Source organism: Pseudomonas sp. JY-Q, from assembly GCF_001655295.1.
GTDB classification, from domain to species: domain Bacteria; phylum Pseudomonadota; class Gammaproteobacteria; order Pseudomonadales; family Pseudomonadaceae; genus Aquipseudomonas; species Aquipseudomonas alloputida.
Window position 1 is genome coordinate 3533203 of the sequence record NZ_CP011525.1, and the last position, 24535, is coordinate 3557737.

Annotated in this window: 22 protein-coding genes; 6 read left to right on the forward strand and 16 right to left on the reverse strand. The window is 63.9% G+C overall.

Going from position 1 to position 24535, the window contains the following annotated elements:
* Window positions 1–54: 54 nt before the first annotated feature.
* The gene (locus tag AA098_RS16010; protein ID WP_004576524.1) at window positions 55–1293 is read left to right on the forward strand and encodes an acyl-CoA dehydrogenase family protein; all 1239 of its coding nucleotides are present in this window, start codon (window positions 55–57) and stop codon (window positions 1291–1293) included.
* Between the two features lie 65 nt (window positions 1294–1358).
* On the opposite strand, the gene AA098_RS16015 is transcribed toward AA098_RS16010, so the two are convergent.
* The 16 genes from AA098_RS16015 to AA098_RS16090 form a co-directional block, all read right to left on the reverse strand.
* Window positions 1359–2345 (reverse strand): ABC transporter permease, encoded by a 987-nt coding sequence (locus AA098_RS16015; RefSeq protein ID WP_003253977.1) that lies wholly within the window; start codon window positions 2343–2345, stop codon window positions 1359–1361.
* A 1-nt stretch (window position 2346) separates the two neighbouring features.
* On the reverse strand, window positions 2347–3324 hold the full coding sequence (locus tag AA098_RS16020) for an ABC transporter permease (protein ID WP_003253978.1): 978 nt from the start codon (window positions 3322–3324) through the stop codon (window positions 2347–2349).
* Window positions 3308–4846 (reverse strand): sugar ABC transporter ATP-binding protein, encoded by a 1539-nt coding sequence (locus AA098_RS16025; protein ID WP_003253979.1) that lies wholly within the window; start codon window positions 4844–4846, stop codon window positions 3308–3310. The genes AA098_RS16020 and AA098_RS16025 overlap by 17 nt, the downstream gene beginning before the upstream one ends.
* Window positions 4843–5871, reverse strand: a complete 1029-nt coding sequence (locus AA098_RS16030; protein WP_003253980.1) for a sugar ABC transporter substrate-binding protein — start codon at window positions 5869–5871, stop codon at window positions 4843–4845. The genes AA098_RS16025 and AA098_RS16030 overlap by 4 nt, the downstream gene beginning before the upstream one ends.
* The gene (locus AA098_RS16035; protein ID WP_064614759.1) at window positions 5868–6839 is read right to left on the reverse strand and encodes a sugar ABC transporter substrate-binding protein; all 972 of its coding nucleotides are present in this window, start codon (window positions 6837–6839) and stop codon (window positions 5868–5870) included. Before AA098_RS16035 ends, AA098_RS16030 begins: the two co-directional genes overlap by 4 nt.
* Complete coding sequence (locus tag AA098_RS16040; protein ID WP_020193806.1) at window positions 6836–7222, reverse strand: hypothetical protein; 387 nt, start codon at window positions 7220–7222, stop codon at window positions 6836–6838. The genes AA098_RS16035 and AA098_RS16040 overlap by 4 nt, the downstream gene beginning before the upstream one ends.
* 9 nt (window positions 7223–7231) lie before the next feature.
* A complete protein-coding gene (locus AA098_RS16045; protein ID WP_064614760.1) occupies window positions 7232–8464 on the reverse strand; it encodes an SfnB family sulfur acquisition oxidoreductase in 1233 nt (410 codons plus the stop codon).
* 345 nt (window positions 8465–8809) lie between these two features.
* Entirely contained in the window at window positions 8810–10159 is a 1350-nt protein-coding gene (locus AA098_RS16050; RefSeq protein WP_064614761.1) for an OprD family porin, read from the reverse strand.
* A gap of 283 nt (window positions 10160–10442) precedes the next feature.
* Window positions 10443–11219, reverse strand: a complete 777-nt coding sequence (locus AA098_RS16055) for an ABC transporter ATP-binding protein (protein WP_003253986.1) — start codon at window positions 11217–11219, stop codon at window positions 10443–10445.
* Between the two features lie 116 nt (window positions 11220–11335).
* The gene (locus AA098_RS16060; protein ID WP_004576520.1) at window positions 11336–12670 is read right to left on the reverse strand and encodes an ABC transporter substrate-binding protein; all 1335 of its coding nucleotides are present in this window, start codon (window positions 12668–12670) and stop codon (window positions 11336–11338) included.
* A 59-nt stretch (window positions 12671–12729) separates the two neighbouring features.
* The gene (locus AA098_RS16065) at window positions 12730–14070 is read right to left on the reverse strand and encodes an ABC transporter substrate-binding protein (protein WP_060538311.1); all 1341 of its coding nucleotides are present in this window, start codon (window positions 14068–14070) and stop codon (window positions 12730–12732) included.
* A gap of 78 nt (window positions 14071–14148) precedes the next feature.
* Window positions 14149–15213, reverse strand: a complete 1065-nt coding sequence (locus AA098_RS16070; RefSeq protein ID WP_003253989.1) for a branched-chain amino acid ABC transporter permease — start codon at window positions 15211–15213, stop codon at window positions 14149–14151.
* A gap of 4 nt (window positions 15214–15217) precedes the next feature.
* Window positions 15218–16099 carry a branched-chain amino acid ABC transporter permease gene (locus tag AA098_RS16075; protein ID WP_003253990.1) on the reverse strand — a complete coding sequence of 294 codons (882 nt, stop codon included), beginning with the start codon at window positions 16097–16099 and terminating at the stop codon, window positions 15218–15220.
* Window positions 16096–16866 (reverse strand): ABC transporter ATP-binding protein, encoded by a 771-nt coding sequence (locus AA098_RS16080; RefSeq protein ID WP_003253991.1) that lies wholly within the window; start codon window positions 16864–16866, stop codon window positions 16096–16098. Before AA098_RS16080 ends, AA098_RS16075 begins: the two co-directional genes overlap by 4 nt.
* Entirely contained in the window at window positions 16863–17834 is a 972-nt protein-coding gene (locus AA098_RS16085) for an AMP-binding protein (RefSeq protein WP_064614762.1), read from the reverse strand. The genes AA098_RS16080 and AA098_RS16085 overlap by 4 nt, the downstream gene beginning before the upstream one ends.
* A gap of 20 nt (window positions 17835–17854) precedes the next feature.
* Entirely contained in the window at window positions 17855–19264 is a 1410-nt protein-coding gene (locus tag AA098_RS16090) for an LLM class flavin-dependent oxidoreductase (RefSeq protein ID WP_003253993.1), read from the reverse strand.
* Window positions 19265–19507: 243 nt separating this feature from the next.
* Here AA098_RS16090 and AA098_RS16095 point away from each other — a divergent pair, with 243 nt between their 5' ends.
* From AA098_RS16095 to AA098_RS16115, 5 genes are all read left to right on the forward strand, one after another.
* Entirely contained in the window at window positions 19508–20497 is a 990-nt protein-coding gene (locus AA098_RS16095) for a universal stress protein (protein ID WP_060545017.1), read from the forward strand.
* A gap of 95 nt (window positions 20498–20592) precedes the next feature.
* On the forward strand, window positions 20593–21552 hold the full coding sequence (locus AA098_RS16100; protein ID WP_064614763.1) for a ribose-phosphate pyrophosphokinase: 960 nt from the start codon (window positions 20593–20595) through the stop codon (window positions 21550–21552).
* Between the two features lie 196 nt (window positions 21553–21748).
* Window positions 21749–22342 (forward strand): GNAT family N-acetyltransferase, encoded by a 594-nt coding sequence (locus AA098_RS16105; protein WP_230065177.1) that lies wholly within the window; start codon window positions 21749–21751, stop codon window positions 22340–22342.
* On the forward strand, window positions 22339–22698 hold the full coding sequence (locus tag AA098_RS16110) for a cupin domain-containing protein (RefSeq protein WP_014860486.1): 360 nt from the start codon (window positions 22339–22341) through the stop codon (window positions 22696–22698). Before AA098_RS16105 ends, AA098_RS16110 begins: the two co-directional genes overlap by 4 nt.
* A 67-nt stretch (window positions 22699–22765) precedes the next feature.
* Window positions 22766–24403, forward strand: coding sequence for a mechanosensitive ion channel family protein (locus AA098_RS16115; protein WP_064614764.1), 1638 nt, complete (start codon window positions 22766–22768; stop codon window positions 24401–24403).
* Window positions 24404–24535 lie beyond the last annotated feature (132 nt).

The window sequence follows — 24535 nt, forward strand, 5'->3', positions numbered from 1 at the left end:
CGAAGTTTGCGAGAGCGTCACCGTCAGCAATCGCATCAATCGAGGAGAACTGCGATGACCGCCCAAGCCCCACTGCCCCACCTGTCTACCGGTACCCACTACGAATCCCTTGCCGCCCGCTTCCGCCCCATCTTTGCCCGCATCGCCGAATCCAGCGTGGCACGCGAGCGCAACCGCACCCTGCCCCATGAGCCCATCCAGTGGCTCAAGGACGCCGGCTTCGGCGCCGTGCGTGTACCCGTCGAACAGGGCGGTGCCGGCGCTTCCCTGCCACAGTTGTTCCAGCTGCTGATCGAACTGGCCGAAGCCGACTCCAATGTGCCGCAGGCACTGCGCGGGCATTTTGCTTTCGTCGAGGACCGCCTCAACGCCCATGCCAGCACACCACAGGACGTCTGGTTCAAACGCTTCGTCGACGGCGATCTGGTGGGCTGCGCCTGGACGGAGGTGGGCGCAGTGAAGATCGGCGACGTCAGCACCCGGGTGTCGCGCCAGGGTGATCAGTGGGTGGTCAATGGCACCAAGTACTACAGCACCGGCAGCCTCTTCTCCGACTGGATCGACCTGTTCGCCCGCCGAGACGACACCGGTGGCGACGTGATCGCAGCGATCCGTACCCGCCAACCCGGCATCACCCAGAGCGACGACTGGGATGGTTTTGGCCAGCGCACCACCGGCAGCGGCACCTCGGTGTTCGAGAACGCGGTGGTCGAGGAAGAGAACATCATCGACTTCGCCACCCGCTTCAAATACCAGACGGCCTTCTACCAACTGGTGCTGCTCGCCGTCATCGTCGGTTCCGGCCGCGCCGCCGTGCGTGACTTCAGCCAGGAAACCAGCAAGCGCACGCGCGTGTTCAGCCATGGCAATGGCGCAGCGGTAAGCGAGGATCCACAGGTATTGCAGGTTATCGGCAAGGCCTCCGGCCTGATCTACGCCGCCGAGGCAGGCACCCTGCGCGCCAGCGAGGCCGCGCAGCAAGCCTACCTGGCGCGTTTCGGCAATGACGAGAACGCCGAGCGCAAGGCCAACATCGCCGCCGAACTGGAATCGGCCCAGGCCCAGGTGGCGGCCATCGAATGGGTGCTGCGTGCCACCAGCGACCTGTTCAACACCCTCGGCGCCTCCGGTACCAGCACCACCAAACAGCTCGATCGCCACTGGCGCAACGCCCGTACTGCCGCCTCGCACAACCCGGTGATCTACAAGGAACGCATCATCGGCGACTGGCACGTCAATGGCAGCGAACCGCCCTATGTCTGGCAGATCGGTGGCGGTGCCAAGCAGTCCTGAAAGCATGGCCTGGGGCACACCCCAGGCCTCGTCACGGCACTGGCGTTTCGCCCGGAACGCCAGAACTAGCCAGCGCCGAGCCGCCGACTGGCAAAACTGAACAGCAGAACCGAGAGAATCAGAACGCCGGTGGCCACCTGCTGCCAGAAGAAATTCCAGCCGATCAGCAGCAGACCGTTGGCCGTGACGTTGAGAAATAGCACACCGAGCAGTGTACCGGGTACGTTGACCCGGTTGTGCAGGCTCAGCGTGGCACCGATGAAGACCGCACCGATGGCATTCATCAGGAAGGCATTGCCGGACATCGGCGCGTAGGCGTTCACCGTGGCCGGCAGCAGGATGCCCGCCAGCGCGCTGGCAAAGGCACTGGCGATGAACACCAGGGCAGCGATACGTCGCTGCGCCAGGCCCGAATAACGCGCCACCAGTGGCTGGCTGCCAAGGACGATGATCTCCCGGCCTAAGCGGCCACGCGCCAATACCACGCCATACACCAGCGCCAACAGTGCCACCAGCAGCAAGGGTAGCGGCACGCCGAGCAAGCGCTCACTGGCCAAGCCGCTGCGCACCTGCGCCTCCAGGTAGATCGGTTGTCCGCCATCGGAAAGCAGCTTTTGCACGCTGCTGCCAATGAACAGCGTGCCAAGGGTGGCCAGAAAAGGGGAAATACGCAGCCCGGCGATCAGCCCGGCATTGAACAACCCGGCCAGGCTGCCAGCCAGCAGCCCACCGGGAATCGCGACATAGAGCCCGAAGCCGGCATTGAGCAGCAGGACGAAGGTCAGCGCCGAGAAGTCCAGCGCAGTGCCGACTGACAGGTCGATGCCACCCGCAGCGATGGCGTAGGTCATGCCGATGGCGACGATGGCCAGCAGCACGAAATTGTTCAATAACAGGCTGGACAGGTTGCCGACGGTGAGAAAGCCGGGTGCCTTCAACGCGAAGAACAGTAGAACGGCGGCGAACAGCGTCGGCATGACCAGGCGCAGCAACGCCCGGCCAGAGAGCCCGGTCAGACCGGCAGGCTGCGGGGCGGATAACGAATCGGACATCTCAGGCCTCCTTGTTGCGCAAACCGGACAGGGCCACCACCAGCAGGATCAGGACACCCTGCACGCCGTCGACCCAGAAGCTGGAAATATTCAGAAGCTGGAAGCCGTTGATCAACACCCCGACCAGCATCGTTGCCAGCAGCGTGCCGCCGATGCTCGGCTGCAGACGCTGGGAGAAGATCACCCCAAGAAAAGCGATGGCCACCACCGACAGCAGCATCTCGCCGGAGCCGGTGGTGCTGCCGCTGAACCAGGCCGCTGAACAAAACGCGGCCAGGCTGCCGCACAGACCGCTGATCAGGTAGCTGGCGAACACGTAGCCACGCACCGACAGGCCAGCGGCATTAGCCGCCTCCGGGTATTCGCCGATGGCGTACAGACGCAGGCCGAATGGCGTGTACTGCATCAACACGATCAGCACGCCACCGACCGCCAGCAGCACCCAGGCCAGAGCTGGCACGCCGAGCCAACTACCGAAGGCCAGCCCTTCCAGCAACGGCGAAGTGCTGGGCAGCACGGTGTTTTCGGTCAGCACCAGTTCCAGCCCGGCCACCAGGTTCATCGTGGCCAGGGTCGCCAGCAGCGGCGGCAAACGGAAACCGACCACCACCAGCGCATTCAGCGTGCCGATGGCCAGGCCAGTGCCAAGCGTCGCGGCGATGCTGACAACATCGCCGAAACCGGCGTTGTTCAGGCTGGCATAGACCGCAGCGGACAACCCGAGGTTGGCCGCCAGCGACAGATCAAGCCCACCGGACACCACGTTCGAGCCGCCGCCGATGATCACCGTGGTCAGGCCGAAGGCAAGGCTGCCGAGGATCGCCGACTGGGCCAGCACATTGACCAGGTTGCTCGGGGTGAGGAAGTTCGGCGCACTGAGGGCGAAGGCCAACAGGATCGCGGCGAAGGCCAGCAGCGCGCCACGGCGCAGCAGCCACTGCGCGAATCGCGGGTGGAAGGCATCAGATAGCAATGGCATAGGCATAGAAAGGTCGTTCCTCGTTCTGCGCGCGTTGCGCGCCGGTAGCCACCGCCAGCAGGCGGTCACTGTTCGCCTCGCCAGCGGCGAAACGTGCGGCGATGGCGCCGCGGTGCATGACATGAATGCGGTCGCAGAGGCCGATCAACTCCGGCAGGTCGGACGAGAGGATCAACACCCCGGCGCCCTCCTTCACCAGTTCACCGATCAGCCGATAGATCTCCACCTTGGCGCCAACATCGATGCCAACGCTGGGCTCGTCCAGCAGGTACAGGCTGGAACACCGCGCGAACCACTTGGCCAGCGCCACCTTCTGCTGATTGCCGCCGCTGAGCTGACGCACCTTGGCATGCGCGCCAGGGGCCTTGATCCTCAGGCGCTCGATCAGCTCCAGGGTGGTATGCCGCTCGCGCGCCGGCGACAGCAGCCCCAGGCGGACGAAGCGCGACAGTGCCGCCAGGGTGGTGTTTTCCTGCACGCTCAGGTCGAGCGCCACGCCTTGCCGACGGCGCTCCTCGGGCATCAGCGCGACGCCCTGGGCGACAGCCTCGCGCGGGCTGCGCAAGGACAACGGTTGCCCGTCCAGGCGCACCTCGCCGCTGTCCGGTGGCGCCAGGCCGAACAGGCTGCGTAGCAACTCCTTGGCGCCCGAGCCCACCAGCCCGGTGAGGCCGACGATCTCGCCACGGCGCACCTGCAGGTCGATGCCCTGGTAGGCCCGTGCCCGACCCAGCCCGCGCACGTCGAGCAACAGCGCACCGGCAGGCACCGCTACCTTGGGGTACAGCTCGCCGACTTCGCGGTTGACCATCAGGCGGGTGATCTGCTCCAGCGACGTGTTGCGCGGGGAGACTTCAGCGACATCGCGACCGTTGCGCAGTACCGTCACGCGGTCGCACAGGGCCTCGATTTCCTGCAGGTAATGGGAGATGTAGACGATCGCCAGGCCATCGTCACGCAGGCGCTGGACGATCCGCAGCAAACGCTCCACCTCACGCTGCACCAGGGCCACGCTGGGTTCGTCGAACACCAGCACACGCGGTTTGATCAGCAGCGCGCGGACGATCTGCACCATCTGTTGCTCGGCGCTGCTCAGTTCACCGATCAGCGCATTCGCCGGCAGTCGCAGGCCGAAGTAGTCGTCCAGCAGACGCGCGGCCTCGCGCTGCTGGGAGCGGCGATCGAGCAAGGGCCCGAATCGCCGTTCGTGGCCGAAGAACAAGGCTTCACCCACGGTGAAACGGGCCGGCAACAAGCGTTCCTGGTGGATGAAGCCAATGCCCAGGCGCTCCACCTGGCGCGGACTGAAATGCCCGTGCGGCTGGCCGTCGAGCAGCAGGCTGCCGGCGTCCGGGCGGTGGATGCCGGCCAGCACCTTGATCAGCGTAGACTTGCCGGCGCCGTTCTCGCCCACCAGACCGTGCACGCTGCCCGCCGCCACCCGCAGGCTGGCGCCGTCGAGCGCCCGGGTGGCACCGAAGGTCTTGACGATGCCACGCAGCTCCAGCACCGGCGTACTCATGCGTCGCCTCGAATGCGTTTGACGTCATCGACGTTGCCCGCCGTGGTCAGCAGGGTCTCGACGAAGGTTTCGGGCGGCAGATCGTGCTCGCCGGCCAGGTAGCGGGCGACGTTATGCACCGCCGTACGGCCAATCAACGCAGGCTGCTGCGCCACCACTGCAGCCACCGGGCTGCCGGGCTGGCGCAGCAGTTCCAGCACCTCGGGCGTACCGTCGACGCCATAGGTGCGCACTTCATTGCGCCCGGCTTCGATCAGCGCCTGGCTGGCACCGAGCTGCGGCAGATCCCAGGCCGCCCAGATCGCGTCGAGCTCACCCTTGGGGTACTTGTTGAGCAAGGCGGCAACCTGACTGCGGGCATCCTGCACGGTGTTGGGAATCACGTCGCGCAACTCCGGCTGGATGAACTCGATCTGCGGGTAGAACTTGCTCACCAGCTTCAACTGGTCATAGCGAATGCCGCAGCTCGGCACGCCATAGAAGCCATTGAACAGCAGCACCCTGCCCTTGCCGCGCAGATCGGCCACCAACTGCTTGGCCAGCAGCAAACCCGTGCTCCAGTTGTCTGCGGAAATCGTATTGACCGCGTACTGCGACGGCACCTCGATGGTGAACAGCGGGATGCCGGCGGCGCTGATGCGCTTGAACCAGGGCTCGATGATGCTCAGCGTGCCGAGGGTGTGAATCACTGCATCGGGCTTCTGCGTCACCAGATTCTGCAACTGGGTCACCATGGCCTTGTCGTTGCGCCCGGCATCCAGGGTGATCGGCGTGCCGCCCAGGCGCTGTACCTCCTCGACCTGCGCCTTGAAGGCCCGGCTGTCGAAGTAGATGCTGGTGCCCACGGTGCTGATGGCGATGCGCTTGCCCTTGAGCGAAGGCACTGTGGCACTGGCCTCGGCACCGCTGTCGGCTCCAGCCGCCATGGTGCGGGTCAATGGTGCGGCAAGCCCGAGAGCGAGCATCGCCGAAGACGCGCCGAGCAGGCCGCGCCGGGAAATGCCGGAGCAGTCGTTGTCCCTCATTGGTCACCTCGCAGGTGCTTGACCTGAGCCAGGTTGTCGCGGGTCGTCAATAGCGCGGCGACATGGGTTTCCTTCGGCAGATCACGCTGGCCGGCCAGGTAGCGGGCAACGTTGCGCACGGCGGTGCGGCCGATCAGGTCGGGCTGCTGCGCAACCACCGCGCCGATGGGCGAGTTGTCAGGGGCGAGCAGCTCCAGTACCTCCGGCGTGCCGTCCACACCATAGGTGCGGATCTCACTGCGCCCGGCGTCGATCAGCGCCTGGCTGGCGCCGAGCTGAGGGATGTCCCAGGCCGACCAGATGGCGGCGATATCGCCCTTGGGGTACTTGTTCAGGAGCGCGGCGATCTGGCTGCGGGCGTCCTGCACGGTGTTGGGAATCACGTCACGCAGCTCCGGCTGGACGATCTGCAATTGCGGATGATCGGCCAGTACCTTCTTCAACTCGTCGTAGCGGATCCCACAGACCGGCACCCCGTAGAAGCCATTGAACACCAGGATGCGGCCCTTGCCGCCGGTGTCGCGCACCAGCTGTTCGGCCAACGCGCGGCCGGCCGCGACGTTGTCCGAGGTGGTGTTGTTGAGGCTGTACTGTGATGGCACATCAATGGTGAACAGCGGGATGCCTGCTGCCTGGATGCGCTTGAGCCAGGGGTCGATCACGCTCAGGGTGCCGAGGGTCTGAATCACCGCATCGGGCTTTTGCGTGACCACCGTGTTCAGTTGTGTGACCAGATTGCGGTCGTTGCGCCCGGCGTCGAGGGTGATCGGCGTGCCGCCCAGGCGCTTGATCTCATTGACCTGCGCCTGGAACGCCTTGATGTCGAAGTAATGACTGGTGCCAGTCATGCTCACGGCAATGCGCTTGCCGGCCAGCGACGGCACGGCCTCGCCCTCCTCCTCGGCTTGTGCCAGGCCGCCCGCCAATGCCAGCACCAGGGCGGTGAGCAACGTCAGGATTCGACTCATGCTTGCGCCCTTTGCTGATCTGCCAAGGCGGCGCCGTTGAGGTAGTGGTCGCCGAGCAGTCGCCGTTGAGTGGGCAGTGCCGGTTCGGCGCTGCCCGGCTGCGGACGCGGCAGACTACTGCCCACCAGTTCGAAATGCGTCTGCGCGGCCAGGCGCGCGGCCTCGGCGGCGCCCAAACGAAAAGCGATGGCGGCCGACTGCGAGGCGTCGGCGCGTGCCAGCAACGCGTCGGCGGCGTCGATACGGATGCGCAACTCGCCGACTGCAGCGATGACCAGCGCTTCATGGCGAGCACTCTGCCCGCGCAGGTAGTCAAGCAGAGCTGCCTCGACATGACGGGCGTGGGCCAGGTCACCCCGGCCTTGGGAATGGGTGTTGGACATGACGTGACCTCAGTTCCAGGAATGACGTTGCGGCTTGATGCCGTTGAGCAGTTGATTGCCGACCAGGTGGTACTTCCAGCGCACCGGGTCATGCAGCGTGTGGGTGCGCGCATTGCGCCAGAAGCGGTCCAGCCCCTGGCTGGCCGAGACGCTGCGCGTGCCGCCCAGCTCCAGCAGGCGACTGGACGCCTCAAGGGAAATCTCGGTAGACAGCACCTTGGCCTGGCCGACCACCACTGAGGCTTCAGCAACGAGCTCTTCGCCAGGCTCGGCGACGGCGCGATCGACCGCCTCGGCAGCGCGCTGCAAGATCGCCTCGGCCGCCTGCAGGCGCCAGGCCAGCTCGCCGATTAGCGCCTGGCCAAGTGGATCCTGCCAGCCGTGCTGCAAGCCGCTGTCGACCCAGGGGCGTGCCTGACGCGCCACGCGCAGGGTTTCGGCAAAGGCGCCACGGGCGATGCCGGTGTCCACGGCGGCCTGGATGATCTGCGAGATCGGGCCATCAGCGGTTGGCTGGTCGTAGGCCTTCCAGGCCGGTATCACCTGGCTCGCTGGCACTCGCACGCCTTCGATACGCACCTGGCCGCTGGCTGTGATGCGCTGGCCGAAGCCATCCCAACTGTCGATCACCGTCAGGCCAGCTGCATCGCGTGGCACGAAGGCGATGTGCGGGCGGCCCTCCTCGTCGACACCCGCGACCGGGACGATGTGGGCGAACAGTGCCCCCGTGCAGTAGGCCTTCTCGCCATCGAGCACGGCGCTGTCGCCGTCGAAGCGGATCTGCGTCTGGAAGGTGGTGACGTACTGGCTGCGCGCTTCGGAAAAGGCGTTACCGAAACGGTAGCCTTGCAGCACCTTGGCGTAGTAGCGGCGCTTCTGCGCCTCGCTGCCGGTCAGGCCGAGGTTGCTGAGCACACCAAAGTGGTTCTGCGGCAACTGGCCGAGCGATGAATCGGCGGCGGAGATGGTCGCGATCACCTCGCTGAGGGTGACATAAGATACCCCGGCGCCGCCGTGCGCCTTGGGCACGCTGATTGCCCACAGACCGCTTTCGGAGAAGCGATCCAGTTCCTCCCAGGGCAGGCGCCGCTCGCGATCACGCCAGGCTGCCTCACGGGCAAAATCCTCGGCCAAGCGCTGCGCCACCTCGATGGCTTCGGCGTCGCTACGGATGATCTGTGCCGGGCGCCGAGGCGCCGAGCTGACCTGCTCGCGCAGATCGGCGGGTTGTGACTGAGTCATGTGTTGCTCCAAGCGTGATGGATTCTCCAGGGCTACTGCACAGCCCGTACCAACCTGGAAAATCCTTCATATTCAATGACTTGATGCGCAATCCAGATAATTGGAAAAGCACCTGTGGCGGCAAACTGTGGATTGGCTGTTGCCGGGCGGACACTTGCCTCAGACCTGTTCACGACCTGCTGCGCGTCGGCCCTCCTGCGTTAAAAAAGGCTGGAGCGCCAGCGTGGTCGGACTGCTCATTTACAGCGGATGAAGTCGAGCGCGACTCCGACCGCGCCTCGCCTGTTTTTGCGGGGCCGCCATCGGTGTTGCATGGCGTTATCTCGCGAGATCGTGAGCAGGTTCTCAGAGGCTGATATCCAGCGGGTACTGGACGATCAGGCGCAGTTCGTCGACGTTGGACTCGGCGACGTGATCGCCACCGACGCGGTGGGTGGCCTGCATCAGGTTGAACGAGAGGTCCTTGGCCGGCCCACTCTGCAGCACGTACTTCAGCCACAGGTTGCGCTCCCAGTGGCGGCCGTCCTCGGTACCATTGAAGTAGCTGTAAGCGCCCCCCGCGCGCGTACCGTCGATGTCGGTACCGCGCACGTAGCGGGCCGTCAGGCTCAGCCCAGGCACGCCAAGCGTGGCGAAGTCATAGTCGTAACGGGCTTCCCAGGCTCGCTCATTGGGGTTGTTGAAGTCGGAAACCTGCGAGGCGGCATCCAGTTGCAGGTCATAGGTGTTCCACACGTAGTCGAACGGCGTGTCGCCATCGATGCGTGTGTAGGACAGCTTGAAGCCATGAGCGCCGGCAGCCAGACCGGCATGCACGCTCCATGAGTCGTTGTCGATCTGGCCGGCCAGCGCCTGGCCGCTGTCACGGGTGCGGTAATAATTGAGGCCGGTCTTCAGGCTCAGCTCGCTACCCAGCGGCTGCACATGGTCGACGCTGAAGAACGACTGGTTCCATACGTCGTCGAGGCGGCTGCTGTGCAGGCGCAAGGTGAGCTGGTCGTTGAACAGGTAATCGCCACCCAGGTACACCACATCGTTGGCGCCCTTGATACGCCCGGCATAGACGGTGCCGAGATCACCACGGTGGTTGCTGGCGTTGCGGTCACTGCTCGACTCCAGCTTGCCGCCCTGCAGGCTCAGGCCATCCAGCGAGTTGTTGTTGAAGATGAAGCCGCGCAGAGTCTGCGGCAGCAGGCGAATGTCGCTGGCGTGCAGCACCGGGCTGGTCGGGCTGACGTCGCCATAGCGCAGTTCGGTGTCGAAGGCGCGCACCTTGAGCGCGGCGCCAACCTTGCCGTAGCTGTCCTTGGGCTCGCCATCGAAGTTGCTCCCCGAGCGCGACACGATGCCGGGCACGCCGACACCATTGCCGACTGCCCCATTGCCGCCATCGAGCTTGAGCCCGACCAGCCCCTGCACATCCACGCCGAAGCCGACAGTGCCACGGGTGAAACCGGATTGCAGATTGGCGATGATGCCGTGGCCCCATTCACGATGCAGGCTCTGCCGCTCACCCTTGTTGGGGTTGAGGGTGAAGTCGCCGTTGCGATAGTCCTGGCTGAAGAAGAAGTTGCGGTTGAGCACATGGATCTGCGTGCCGTCGATGAAGCCTTCATCATCGCTGTCGGCAAACGCGGGGCCGGCCAGCAGGATGGCCAGAGAAAGAGCTGTTCTGTAGCAAGCGGTAGAGCGCATGGCAGTGATCCTTGGAATGACGAGGTAGGCGCCTTTCCAGGCGCTGCAAATCCAGTTGTTCCAACAACCATGCCAACAGAAAAAATCATTGTTATTCAATCACTTGAACAATCTACTCAACACTATGATGCACCGTCTGCGGAGCAATCTGCACAACCGCTGTTGCCGGCGCCACAGCGCTTTCGTCAGGACAAAAAAACGCGGCCTGGGCCGCGTTGAATGGAACATCACCTACTCAGTAAAAGGCGGTATGACCACAGCGTTCCACAGCCGTCGCCACCGCTCAGTCAGCCTTGCCGCCCAGGTAGAAATGCTGAATATCTTCCCGCGCGGCCAGCTCGGCAGCACTGCCCTCACCCACCACCCGGCCGTTCTCCAGGATGTAGGCATGGCTAGCATGGCGCAGGGCAACGTTGATGTTCTGCTCGGCCACCAGAAAGCTCACGCCCTCCTGCGCATTGAGCTGGGCGACGATGGCGAAGATCTCCTCGACGAGGATCGGCGCCAAGCCCATCGAGGGCTCGTCGAGCAGCACCAGGCGCGGTTTGGTCATCAGCGCGCGGCCGATGGCGAGCATCTGCTGCTCACCGCCGGAAGTCAGCCCAGCCTGAGTCTTGCGCTTGGTCTTCAAGCGCGGGAACCAGGCATAGATGCGCTCCAGATCCTGCTCCAGTTGGCGCCGCGTCGGGTTACGCAGGAAGCCGCCACTGCGCAGGTTCTCCTCAATGGTCAGGTGGGCGAACACATGCCGTCCTTCCAGCACATGGACGATACCCTGGCGTGCCAGCAGGTTGGCCGCGACACCGGCGGTGTCCTGCCCCTGGAAGCGGATATGGCCACGGCTGACCTGCGCCCGGTCGGCCTGCACCAGGCCGGAAATAGCCTTGAGTGTGGTGCTCTTGCCAGCACCGTTGGCGCCTAGCAAGGCGACGATATCGCCCTGCCCGACCCGCAGGGATACACCGGCCACGGCGAGGATTGCGCCGTCGTAGATCACTTCGATGTCCTCCACTGCCAGCAGCTCGCTGCTGACGGCGGCTGGAAGAGTCGCACTGGTCATGGATTGTTGCCCTCTGGTCGTCGTTCAGCGGGCGGCGCCTGCCGCCCCACAGCCTTGAAATGCGTTGCCCGTGCCGGTCGCGGTTAAAGCCCCTGCCACAGGTGAAAAGCGAGCGCTCACGGCGCGTCACACGCACGGGGGGTCACGCCTTTCTCTTTCGCGTACTCGGCAGCCTTGGCGTCAATCAGGGGGCGCAGGGTGACATGATCGGCCTGCACCCAATCGGTGATCAGCTTCCACTGCTGGCCATCCCACTGCTGCACCTTGACGGCACCGCCCCCCTCGTGGTCGCTGCACGACAGCTTCAGCGGCTGCATCAGCCCCAGGAAACCGATCGCCTTGAGCCGCGCATCGTCGAGATCGAGGTGTTCCAAGCCCCAGCGACCTTCCTCGCCATTGAGCGGCCGCGCTCCGAAGTGCTTCTGCGCGGCGCGGATCGCCTCGACGGCGATGGCGGCATTCACCAGGCCGGAGTTGTAGTACACGCTGCCGAAGCTCTTCGGATCCTTGAGGTCGCTCTTGCCCTTGTCGAGGATGTGTGCCTTGATGCGCTGGTGGATGTCGAAGTCGGAACCGCCCGGATAGGGCGTCAGGGCCAGATAACCCTTGCCCGCCTCGCCGGCCGGCAGCACGTCTTCATTGGAGCTGGCCCAGATGTCGCCAACGATGCGATCGACCGGAAAGCCGAAGCGCGCCGCAGTCTTGATCGCCACCGGGGTGGACACGCCCCAGGTGCGCAGGAATACCCAGTCCGGCTTGAGCTGGCGCACCTGGCGCCACTGCGAGGCCTGCTCGTTACCCGGGTCGGCGACGGGAATCTGGATGTTCTCGAAGCCGTACTTCTCCGCCAGCAGCTTCAGCGGCCCCTGGGTTTCCCGGCCATAGGCGGAGTCGTGGTAGACGGTGGCAATCTTCTTGCCCTTGAGCTTGTCCAGCCCACCCTCGCGCTCGGCCACGTAGTTGATGAATGCCGAAGCCTCGCTGTAGAAGGTCAGCATCACCGGGAAGTTGTAGGGAAAGACGCGGCCATCGGTGGCCTCGGTACGACCATAGCCGAGGGTGATCAGCGGGATCCGGTCGGCCTCGGCCTTGTCCGCCAGGGCATAGGCAGCCGGCGCACCATTGGGCTGGTAGACCGCTACCGGAGCGCCATTGAGGCCGTTCTTGAAGCGCTCGTAGCACTCGATGCCCTTCTCCGCCGTCCACTCGGTCTCACACTCCTGCCAGACCAGCTTGACGCCATTGATGCCGCCTTCGACGTCGTTGATGTAGCGCAGGTAGTCGATCATCCCGGCCCACACCGGAATGCCGCTGGAGGCATAGGCACCGACTCGGTAGGTGGCTAGCGGGAAGAATTGTTCATTGGCCGCCTGGGCCGCCGACGGCATCGCGGCGTAGCTCGCGAGCGCCAGGCCAAAGGCGGCGACACCGCGTTTCAGCGTTGCATGCATGGTCTTTCTCCTCAGGCGCCCGGCCCACGCGACGGTGGCCGGGCGCAGGTCATGGGGGGTTATTGCTCGTTGGCGCAATTACGCGGGGTGATGCCCTTCTCCTGGGCATAGGCGGCGGACTTGGCCTCGATCAGCGGACGCAAGGTGGTGCGGTCGGCCTGGATCCAGTCGGTCACCAGCACCCATTTCTCGCCGTCCCACTGCTGAACGCGGGCCGCACCACCGCCCTCGTGATCAGAGCAGGACAGCTGCAGCGGTGGCAGCAGCCCTTCGAAGCCACTGGCCTTGAGGCGCGCGGCGTCGATATTCAGGTGCTCGAAGCCCCAGCGCGCTTCCTCACCGTTGAGCGGGCGGTTGCCAAACTTGCCCTGGGCGGTGCGCAGCGCCTCGACGGCAATCGCGGCATTGATCAGGCCGATGTTGTAGTACACCTTGCCGAAGTAGCGCTTATCCTTCAGGTCGCTCTTGCCAACATCGAGGATGTGCTGGCGCAGGCGCTGGTGAATCTCGAAACCGTCGCCACCGGGGAACGGCGCCAGGGCCTGGTAGCCCTTGGCCGCCGTGCCGGCTGGGAGCACGTCGGCCTCGGAGCCGGCCCAGACGTCGCCGATGATGCGCTCCACCGGGATGCCGAAGCGTGCGGCCGTCTTTATGCCAACCGGAGTGGACACGCCCCAGGTACGCAGGAACACCCAATCTGGCTTGATCTGCCGCACCTGGCGCCACTGCGCCGACTGCTCATTGCCCGGATCGGCCACCGGGATCTGGATGTTCTCGAAGCCGTATGTTTCCGCCAGCAGCTTCATCGGCGCTTGGGTTTCCCGGCCATACGCCGAGTCGTGGTAGACGGTGACGATCTTTTTGCCCTTGAGCTTGTCGAAGCCGCCCTCGCGCTCGGCGATGTAGTTGATGCCCACCGAGGCCTGCCCGTAGTAGTTCAGCAGCAGTGGGAAGGCATAGGGGAACACGCTGCCGTCGGTAGACTCGGTGCGCCCGCCGGCACCATCGATCAGCGGGATGCGGTCGGCCGCGCCCTTCTCCATCAGCGCATAGGAGCCCGGAGTGCTGTGGGTGAAGAAGAACGCCGTCGGCGCGCCATCCTTGCCATCTTTGTAGCGCTCGTAGCACTCGACGATACGGTCGACGTTCCACTCGGTCTCGCACTCCTGCCAGACCAGCTTGACGCCGTTGATGCCGCCTTCGACCTCGTTGATGTAACGGAAGTAGTCGATCTCTCCGGCCCACCAGGGAATCCCGCTGGAGGCATAGGCGCCGACCCGGTAGGTGGCCATGGGAATGAACTGCTGGTTGTCGGCGGCCTGGGTGACGACCGGAGACAGGGCCTGGGCGCCGAGCACAAAGAGGCTGACGAGCAGGTGACGATGCAAGGGTTTGCGCATGGTGTGAACTTCTTGTGCTGGGGTGAAAACCTCCTTTCCCGCGGTCGGGTCAAGGTTCATGGAAAGAGGCGGTCGTGCTCAGAATCGCAGCGGCCAGACCCTGATGCGTTCGCGCAGGTCGCCGAGCAGGCGCACCAGGCCTTCCGGCTCCTTGATCAGGAACCAGATGATCAGGCTGCCGAAGAGGATCTTCTGCAGGTTCTGCAATTGCCCGGCATCGACGTTGCCGCCGAACAGCCACTGCCCGGCATGGCTGAGCAGAATCGGTGTGAGGCTGATGAAAGCCGCGCCGATGAAATTGCCGGCGATGCTGCCCATGCCACCGATGATGATGATGAAGAGGATCTGGAACGAGCGGTTGATATCGAAGCTGCCGGCACTGGACGTGCCCAGGTAGGCGAAGGCCCAGAGCGCCCCGGCGATGCCCAGGTAGAAAGAGCTGACGGCAAAGGCCAGGCGTTTGTAGCGCTCCACCGGAATGCCGATCACCGAGGCGGCGGTGTCCATGTCGCGGATCGCCATCCAGTTGCGCCCGACCTGGCTGCGCACCAGGTTGACCGCGACCCAGGTCAGCAGCACCACGCAGCTCAGGGTCAGCAGGTAGCGACCTACCGGCGAGGCCAGGCTGTGGCCGAACAACTCCAGGCGCGGTGCGCTGATGGTGCCGGACGAGGCATGGTTGTAGAACCAGGGAAACTTGGCGAACACCCATTCGAGGAAGAACTGCGCAGCCAGCGTGGTGACCATCAGGTAGAAACCCTTGATCCGCGAACTGGGTATGCCGAACAGCAAGCCGACCAGGCCGGCAATCAGCCCGCCGCCGATCAGCGCCAGCGGCAACGGGAGCCCAGGCACACGCAGCAGCAGGCCGTAGGTGGCGAAGGCGCCCACCGCCATAAAGCCGGCGGCACCGACCGAGGTCTGCCCGGTGTAGCCGGTCAGCAAGTTCAGCCCCAGCCCGGCCAGCGACAGCACCAGGAAGGGAATCAGGATCGCGTTGAGCCAGTAGTCGTTGCCCAGCCAGGGCAAGCCGACGAAGGCCACCAGCAGCAACAACGGCAGGCCCACTGGCCAGCGACGGCGCACCAGGGTCAGCGGCGCCTCGTCGAAGCCGGCGCCCAAGCGTGAAACGGTAGCGGTCATTGCGTCATACCCGTTCGGTGGCCCGGTCGCCGAACAGGCCGGCCGGACGGATGTAGAGGAAGATCAGGGCAAGGAAATAAGCGAACCAGGGCGTGATGCCGCCGCCGATCAGCGGGCCTATGTAGGCTTCGGCGAGGTTCTCGGCGGCACCGACGATCAGCCCGCCGACGATGGCTCCGCCAATCGAGGTGAAGCCGCCGATGATCAGCACCGGCAGCGCCTTGAGCACGACCAGCGAGAGCGAGAACTGCACGCCCTGGCGCGCCCCCCAGAGCAGCCCGGCCACCAGCCCGACCATTCCGGCCACGGCCCAGACGATCTGCCAGATGCGGTTGAGGTTGATGCCCAGCGACAGCGCCGCGCGGGTATCGTCGGCCACCGCCCGCAAGGCCACACCGATGCGGGTCTTGTTGAACAGCAGCGCCAGCACCGCCACCAACAAGGCGGAAACGCCGGAGGCAACCAGGTCGAACTGGCTGATCATCAGTTCGCCGACGAACAGCGGGACGTCCTCGATGCCCAGATCCAGCGCGCGTACCTGGGCGCCCATCAAGCCCTGGGCCAGGCCCTCGATGATGAACGACAGGCCAAGGGTGGCCATGAACAGGGTGATCTGCGAGCGATTGACCAGGGGCCGCAGCACCAGGCGCTCGATCAGCAGCGCGCCGACGATCATCACCAGTACGGTCAGGGCCAACGCCAGGGCGAACGGCAGGCCCTGCTCGTGCAGGCTGACGAAGGTCAGCGCAGCAAACAGCAGCATCGCGCCCTGGGCGAAGTTGAACACGCCGCTGGCCTTGTAGATCAGCACGAAGCCGATGGCCACCAGCGAATACAGGGTGCCGGCGAGCAAGCCGCCGATCAAGGTTTCCAGGAAGAAGTTCATCCGTGTGGCGCTCCCAGGTAGGCGGCGATCACATCGGGATTGGCCTGCACTTCGGCCGGTGTGCCATCGCCGACCTTGCGCCCGTAGTCCAGCACCACCACGTGGCTGGACAGCCCCATGACCACCTGAATGTCGTGTTCGATGAGAATCACCGTGGTGCCGAGATCACGGTTGATATCGGCGATGAAGCGGCTCATGTCCTGTTTCTCTTCGGCGTTCATCCCCGCCATCGGCTCGTCGAGCAGCAGCAGGGTCGGCTGCGCGATCAGCGCACGCCCCAGCTCCACGCGTTTCTGCAGGCCATAGGCCAGGCTGCCCACGGCAACGTCGCGCCAGGGCTGCAGCTCGAGGAACTCCAGCACCTGCTCGGCACGCTCGGCGAAAGCCCGGGCCTCGCGCCGGGCACGTGGCAGGCCCAGCGCCTGTTCGAGAAAGAAACTGCGCTGGAAACGCGACAGACCGGTAAGCAGGTTGTCCAGCACACTCATCTTCTTGAACAGCGCATTGTTCTGGAAGGTACGGCCGATCCCCAGCCGCGCCGCCTGCAGCGGGTGCGGCCGGCGCAACGGCTCGGTGGCGAAGAACAGCTGGCCGGCATCGGCCCGGTAGACGCCATTGAGGATGTTCAGCAGCGAGCTCTTGCCGGCGCCATTCGGCCCGATCAGGGCGCAGATCTCGCCGCGCCTGACGCTGAAGGACAAGTCGGAAATCGCCTTCACGCCCTTGAACGACAGCGACACGTTGCGCACCTCCAGCAAAGCACTCATGCCGCGCGCTCCAGATATTCGTGCAGCCATGACAAGCGTGCCGGGCCTTGTAGCGCCACGCTGGCAGACGCACTTGGCACCTCGATCCGGCGCAAGCGATGGAAGCCGAGCAGACGCCGCACCCGCTGCTTCAGCCAGCGACGCAAGCCCTGGTGTGGATTTTCCAGCGTCCAGTCACACAGACGCCGTCGCCAACTGTCTGGTGGCGCCAGGCGGGCATCGATTTCGCCCGCCAGCGCCTCGACCCCCGCAGCGGACAACAACAACCCGGTCGGGGCGATTTCGCGACGGTCGCGACCAGCAGACTCGCTCGTTTCCGGGAAGGCTAGACTTTCGCCATGGTGCAACCAACGGCTCAGCAAATGCCCCAGTCCCTCACGCCATTCGGTGCCCTCATCGACCCACAGCACGTCATCTTCGGCGCCCTGCGCCCAACCCTGAGGCTGCGCCACCGGCGCCTCGCCGACAAACAACGTCGACAGCGGCTGCACCTGCCACAAGCCGTTGCTCACGACATTGGCCTGGGCGGAAAACAAACGCAGTGGCCACAGCTCGGCAAGGCCGCTGCCCAACCAGTGCGACACGTCTTCACGGCGTTGGACGAAGGCGAACGTCGGACGCGCCTGGCGCAGTTGCCGTTGCAGCTCATCGCCACGGCTGTCGCGGCCAATCACCAGACTCTGGCCGCCAAGCGGGTGGGCAGCCAACGCCAGAATCAGCAGGCTCGGCTCGAAGGCGCCACTCAATGCCAGGCGCTGCCCGGGGCCGAACCCCTGCTGGCGCAGGCCGTTGGCAACCCGCTCGACCTCGTGCTGCACATCGATCCAGCGCCAGGCCTTCCACGCACCGAGACGGCGATGACGCAGGGCGATTTGTGTCGGCCGTTCTCTGGCCCAACGCTGCAGCGCCGTCAGCGCGCTGTCGGCCACTACGTCGGGCAACGGCGGATAGCGTTCATGAATGCTCATGCGATGACTCCTCTGCCGATTCAGGCCGGCTCGGCCAGGTTGACATCGACGTTTTCGCGCTGCTGGCTGAGGTCGCGATAGCCGGCGCCAGGATGGTTGGCGGGCAGTCGCGGGCCATCGCCGAACAGCTTCTCGCGCAGGGTTCCGGAACGATATTCGGTCTTGTACACACCGCGTTTCTGCAACTCGGGCACCAACAGCTCGACCACATCGCGAAAGGTTTCGTGGGCCAGGACGTAAGCCAGGTTGAAGCCGTCCACGTCGGTTTCCTCGACCCAGGCCTGCAGCTCGTCGGCGACGGTCTGCGCACTGCCGACGATCAGCGGGCCGAAGCCGCCAATACCAACCCAATCGGCCAGTTCCTGCACCGTCCATTGCTTATTGGGGTCGGCGGTGGAAAAGGTTTCCACTGCCGACTGAATGGCATTGGTATGGATATGCTTGAGCACCTGGTCGGGCCGGTACTGGCCGAAGTCGATCCCCGTCCATCCCGAGATCAGCGCCAGCGCACCTTCGTAGCTGGTATATGACGTGAGCTCCTGCCACTTGGCCTGAGCCTTGGCGTCGGTCTCGTCGACGATCACTGTCTGCAGGTTGAAGATCAGCACCTTGCGTGGATCACGCCCGGCCTCGGCAGCGCGACGGCGGATGTCGGCCACGGTTTTCTTCAGGATCACCTTGGACGGTGCGGCGACGAACACGCACTCGGCGTGTCCGGCTGCGAAGTCCTTGCCACGGCTCGACGCCCCCGCCTGATAGAGCACCGGCGTGCGCTGCGGCGAAGGCTCGCAGAGGTGGATGCCGGGCACCTGGAAGTGCTTGCCCTGGTGGCGGATCTCATGAACCTTGCTGGGATCGCTGAAAATGCCGCGCTCGCGATCACGCAGCACAGCGCCCTCTTCCCAGCTCCCCTCGAACAGCTTGTAGAGCACTTCAAGATATTCGTCGGCGTAGTCGTAGCGCGCATCGTGGTCGCTCAGCGCCTTCTGCCCGAGGTTGCGCGCGCCGCTGTCGAGGTACGAGGTAACGATGTTCCAGCCGATGCGCCCCTTGGTCAGGTGATCCAGGGTCGACAGGCGCCGGGCGAAAGGATACGGGTGCTCGAACGTCAGCGAGGCGGTGAGGCCAAAACCGAGGTGTTCGGTAACCAGCGCCATCGGGGTGATCAGCGCCAGCGGATCATTGACCGGAACCTGGGTCGCCTGGCGGATGGCCGCATCGCCATTGCCACCCAGCACGTCGTAGATGCCGATCACGTCGGCGATGAAGATGCCGTCAAACTTACCGCGCTCAAGCAACTTGGCCAGATCCGTCCAGTACTCCAGATCCTTGTATTGCCAGGCGCGATCCTTGGGGTGCCTCCAGAGTCCGGGCGACTGATGGCCGACACAGTTCATCTCGAAGGCGTTCAAACGAATTTCACGTGGCATGGGAGCTCCTGATCGATAGGCTCGGCACCCTGTTTCGGCGCCTCTCAATGCTCTATCAACACAATCCATGCCAATAAATATTTTCTTTATTTACAATGACATAGAGATTACTCGAAGCAGCTTTAATGCCTGCAGGACGACATCACTGCTGATCAGCTGTACAACAGCGAACAGTGTTGATGCGCAGCGAGAAACATGCCGAGCTCTGCGACCCGGTCATGAGTACACCGCATTCAGCCAATCTTGATAAATATCAAGGTCATCGAGCCCCACTGCGTCACGCTTGGCCTGAACCGGTGGGCCTTCATCGAGGCTGCCACCGCGGTGGAGGCCATCATGAATACTTACTCAAGACTGCTGCTGATCTGCCATCCAGACCTGCACCCTTCGCCTGCCCTGACGCGTGCTCAAGCGCTGAGCAGTGCGACAGGTGCTACCTTGCACCTGGTGGCGCTCAGCCAATTGCCCTCGCGCCTGGCAACCCTGGACCAGGTGCTACGCAAAAACGCCCGCAAGCAGGACGCCGAGCATCGCAAGGCTTGGCTCGCTGAGCAGGTGAAGGCGCTGGGCGAGCTGGGCATTACCGCCTACGCCGAGACACTGGACGATCAAGACCCGCTCAAGGACTTCATCCGGCTGGCCCAACTGCACCGGGTCGGGATGGTGATCAAGGACATCCAGCACGAAACCGCCTTGAGCCGTGCCCTGCTCACGCCATTGGACTGGCAATTGCTACGCCGCTGCCCGATCCCGCTGCACCTGGTAGCCCAGGCTGAAACGAAGCTGCCAGCGCGCATACTGGTCGCCGTTGATCTGGTCGAGCACGACCCGGTGATCGACAAGCTCAACGACCACATCCTGCAATCGGCACAGGCACTGGCACAACGCTGCAAGGCGCAGCTGCATTTGCTGCAGGCCTACGAACCCAGCGCCAGTTTCGTCGCCTATGCCGCCGCACCCGTGGCCTGGACCGACAAACTGGTCGAGGAAATGTCCGGTCGTGCGCGCGAGCGCATGGCGACGTTCGGCGGCCACTATGGCATCAAGCCAGACCACCTGCACCTGGTGCGGGGCGCTGCCCGTAACGTGGTCAGCGAATACGCGAACCAGCAAGGCTTCGATGTGGTGGTGATGGGCACGCTCTACCACGAGGGGGTGAGCAAGGTCGTCGGCAGTACTACCGAGCAAACCCTGTACAAGGTTCACTCCAGTATCCTGGCGATTCACGGTTGAACGGTCGCCCACTGGCTATGCTCGACTGGACACTCATCAAACCGCACAGTGCCATGCAGCTCATGTCGCTGTGAACGACCTCTGGAGCGCAGGGCATGAATGACACCTCGCCGTTGCTGTTCGCCCTGCAAGGCAGCCAGGCCTATGGGAATGCCGTGGCGCAACGCCTGGGCAGGACACTGTCTGCACATGAAGAGCGCGACTACGAGGACGGAGAGCACAAGTGCTGGCCCGGCGAATCGGTGGACGGTCGATCGGTCATCGTCTTCCACTCGCTGTATGGTGACGCGCACCACAGCGCGCATGACAAGCTATGCCGGTTGTTGTTCTTCTGTGGCGCGCTCAAGGACGCTGCTGCCCGCCAGGTGACGGCAGTCACGCCTTACCTCTGTTATGGTCGCAAGGACCGCAAGGTGGAGTTTCAGGACGCTATTATCACCCGCCATGTGGCTCGGCTGATGGAAAGCTGCGGCGTGGACCGCATTGTGGCGCTGGACGTGCACAACCCCAGCGCCTTCGACAACGCCTACCGAATCCCGAACTGGAACCTGCAATGCACCCCACTGTTCGCCCAACGCCTGGCCCCGCTCCTCGGTGAGCAGGCGGTCACGGTGGTGTCGCCGGATATCGGTGGCGTCAAACGTGCGGAGCAGTTTCGCCAGGTCCTGGCGCACCTGCTGGCGCGCCCGGTCTCGGTGGCCATGATGGAAAAACACCGCCAGCAGGCAGGCCTGAGCGGCGAACACTTGGTCGGTAACGTGGCAGGCAGCACCGTCATTGTGTTCGACGACCTGATCAGTACGGGGCAGACGCTGCTGCGCGCTGCCCAGGCCTGCCGGCAGGCCGGAGCCAGCCGCCTACTGGCTGCGGCCACCCACGGCCTGTTCACCACCGGTGGCGAGCTGTTCGACAGCGGCGCGTTCGAACGGGTACTGGTGGCCGACAGCATCGCCCCCTTTCGCCTGCCCGTGCGATGCCTGGCGCAACTGGATATCGTCGATACCAGCGCCTTGGTCGCCGAGTTGCTTGCCAACCGCCCGGGCACTGGCGCATGACCCCGGCGCAGGTGGCGACGGTGGAGCGTCCCTGCTCCTGAAATCGGTCGGGCCATGTGGCCACGAGGCGTGTCGCAGGCCATGCTGATGGTGTTCGCGCAGAGCATCATGGGAACCGCTATAACCGTCTACCCTGCCTCCCTGCCAAAGGCGTAACCCTTGAAAACTGACCCCCGGCACCATGGGAGCACTGTGCATGCCTATCGACTTCAGACCCGCTCGAGTCTCGGACGCGCATGATATTGCGCGCTTCTTTCAACTGACATCGGAGGGCATGGCCGATTACATATGGAGCAAGCTCGCCGCACCTGGAGAAGCCTTGCTGAGTGTCGGTGCGTCTCGCTATGCCAGAGAACAGGGCGACTTTTCATACAAGAACTGCCTGATGGCCACTTTTGAAGGGCGCGTCATCGGCATGATGCATAGCTATGCCTTGCGCGCAACGCCTGACAGGCCAGTCGAGACCGACCCCGTCCTCGCGCCTTATTCCGACATGGAAGTACCCGATACCTTGTACATATCCAGCCTGGCGCTGGATGAAGCCTGGCGGAGCCAGGGGCTGGGCGCCCAGTTTCTTCGCCACGCCCAGCAGCGCGCTGACGACGCGGGCCTTGATGGGTTGTGCCTGATCGATTACGCAGAAAACCACGGTGCACGCCGCTTCTACGAACGTCATGGTTTTCAAATTGTTAAAACCTGCCAGATCGTTCCGCACCCGATGCTGGGCGTCACCGGTGAAGCCTATTTAATGTATCGCCCTACTCACAACGTGCTCGAGAAACAGCCATGAACCAGAAACTGACCGTGTTCCGCGAACTGGATATCCAACCGCTGCGCGACCTTCCGTTCTTTGAAGAAGTCCTGGAAGGCAGCCCTCACACGCTGACGTCCAAGTACTATCACGATGAACAGCAAGGTCGCATTTCCGGAGAATGGGAAGCCAGCACCGGGGCGTGGCGCATTGACTACAAAGTCTGGGAGTTCTGCCATGTCCTGAGTGGATGCTGCGTCATCGAGCTTGAGGGTTGCGCCCCGGTCACACTGGCCGCTGGCGACACGTTCATTATCGAACCGGGCGCCAAGGGCAAATGGACCGTAGTGGAAGACATGAAGAAGAACTTCGTGATCCTCGTGCCCGCGAACTAAGCCACTGAATGCTGGCTGAAGCCGACTATGCTGGTAGCAATCCACACGCCGGCACAGGGGCTGTTAAATGGGCAACAAGCGCAGGTTCGGACGGGCTGCTGGGCTGATGCTACTGATCCACTTGCTGTTCTCGCCCCTGCTCCATGCGGACACCCCTCAGCCTGGGCCAGAGATAGAGGGTGTGATTGCCGAACCCGCACCGTTGACCGTCATCAACCGCACGGTGCTGGTCTTTCGTGCGACGCTGCTGGGCGAAACACCCACGGTGCGTGCCCAGCGCGCCAAGAAGGTCATCGAGGATACGCTTCAGGAAACAAACGATCTGGAGGTTCGCGTCGACCCTATCCTGCACAGCTACCTGGTGCTGCTGGGCGGGCGCCGGGCATTCATCGTGACGCCACTGGATGCTGCGGCCGATACCATTACAACAGGCGAAGCCGCCGAGCAGGCCGCCGAGAACCTGCGCCTTGTCGTCGAGGAAACCCGCCAGGCGCGAAGCCTGCGGTTCTTGCTCACCGCGGTAGGCTACAGCGCTGCGGCAACCTTGGTCTTTTTCATGCTGGTAAAGGCCGCAGGCTACTGTCGACGCAAGCTCCTGGGACTGCTGCCTAAACTGATGGGCAAACACTCCGAGCGCCTCAAGGTCGGCCACACGCAACTGTTCGACCTGCAGAACCTGTACTACCTGATAGACCGCTCTCTCTGGCTGCTGTACTGGTTGGTCGTGTTGTTGTTCTGCTACCAGTGGCTGGGCTTCGTGCTGTCTCAGTTCCCCTACACAAGGTCTTGGGGGGAAAGCCTCAATATCCACCTGATGGCGCTGCTCAACTACCTGATCAGCGGTATTTTGCGTGCCATGCCCGGCCTGGCCGTTGCACTGTCGATCTTCTTCATCGCCCGGGGCATCAGCGCTTTCTCCAAACGTGTGCTAAGGCGCATGGCACGCCCAGGCACATTGAAATGGCTGACCGCCGAAACCTTGCAACCGACCATGCGCCTGACGTCGCTGGCGATCTGGCTATTTGCCCTGGTGATGGCCTACCCCTATCTACCCGGCTCGGGTACCGATGCCTTCAAGGGGTTGTCAGTGTTGCTCGGTCTGATGGTTTCACTGGGGGCGACCAGTGTCATCGGCCAAGGCGCCGCCGGACTGATTCTCACCTACACGCGCACGCTGCGCGTCGGTGAATTTGTACGTGTGGGTGATTACGAGGGCACGGTGACCGAGGTGGGCATGTTCACCACGACCATTCGCACCGGGCTTGGCGAAGTGCTGACACTTCCCAACTCGATGATTACCGGCTCGGTGACCAAGAACTACTCACGAATCGTGCAAGGGCCAGGCTATGTGGTCGACACCGTGGTGACCATTGGCTACGACACCCCGTGGCGTCAGGTCGAGGCGATGTTGCTGGAAGCGGCTCGGCGCACCGACGGCGTGCTGCAAACGCCCATGCCCCAGGTATTCCAGACGGCACTGTCGGACTTCTACCCCGAGTATCGATTAGTGGCCCAGGCCATCCCGTCAGAGCCCAGGCCACGCGCGCAGCTTTTGAGCCTGTTGCACGCCAATATCCAGGACGTGTTCAACGAGTATGGGGTGCAAATCATGTCGCCTCACTACCTGGGCGATCCCGAGCAACCCAAATGGGTGCCCAAGGAGCAGTGGCACACGGCCCCGTCCAAACCTGAAAACACCGCGTGAGCAATGAGGCCTCAGGTGCCGGTCAGCGCAATGATCACCGGCCCGCAGACTGCCAACAGGACATTGGAAACGGCGTAGCAGACGGAAGCCGATGACCGGCGTGTTGCTCCCCGACTGCTTGAGGATCTTGTT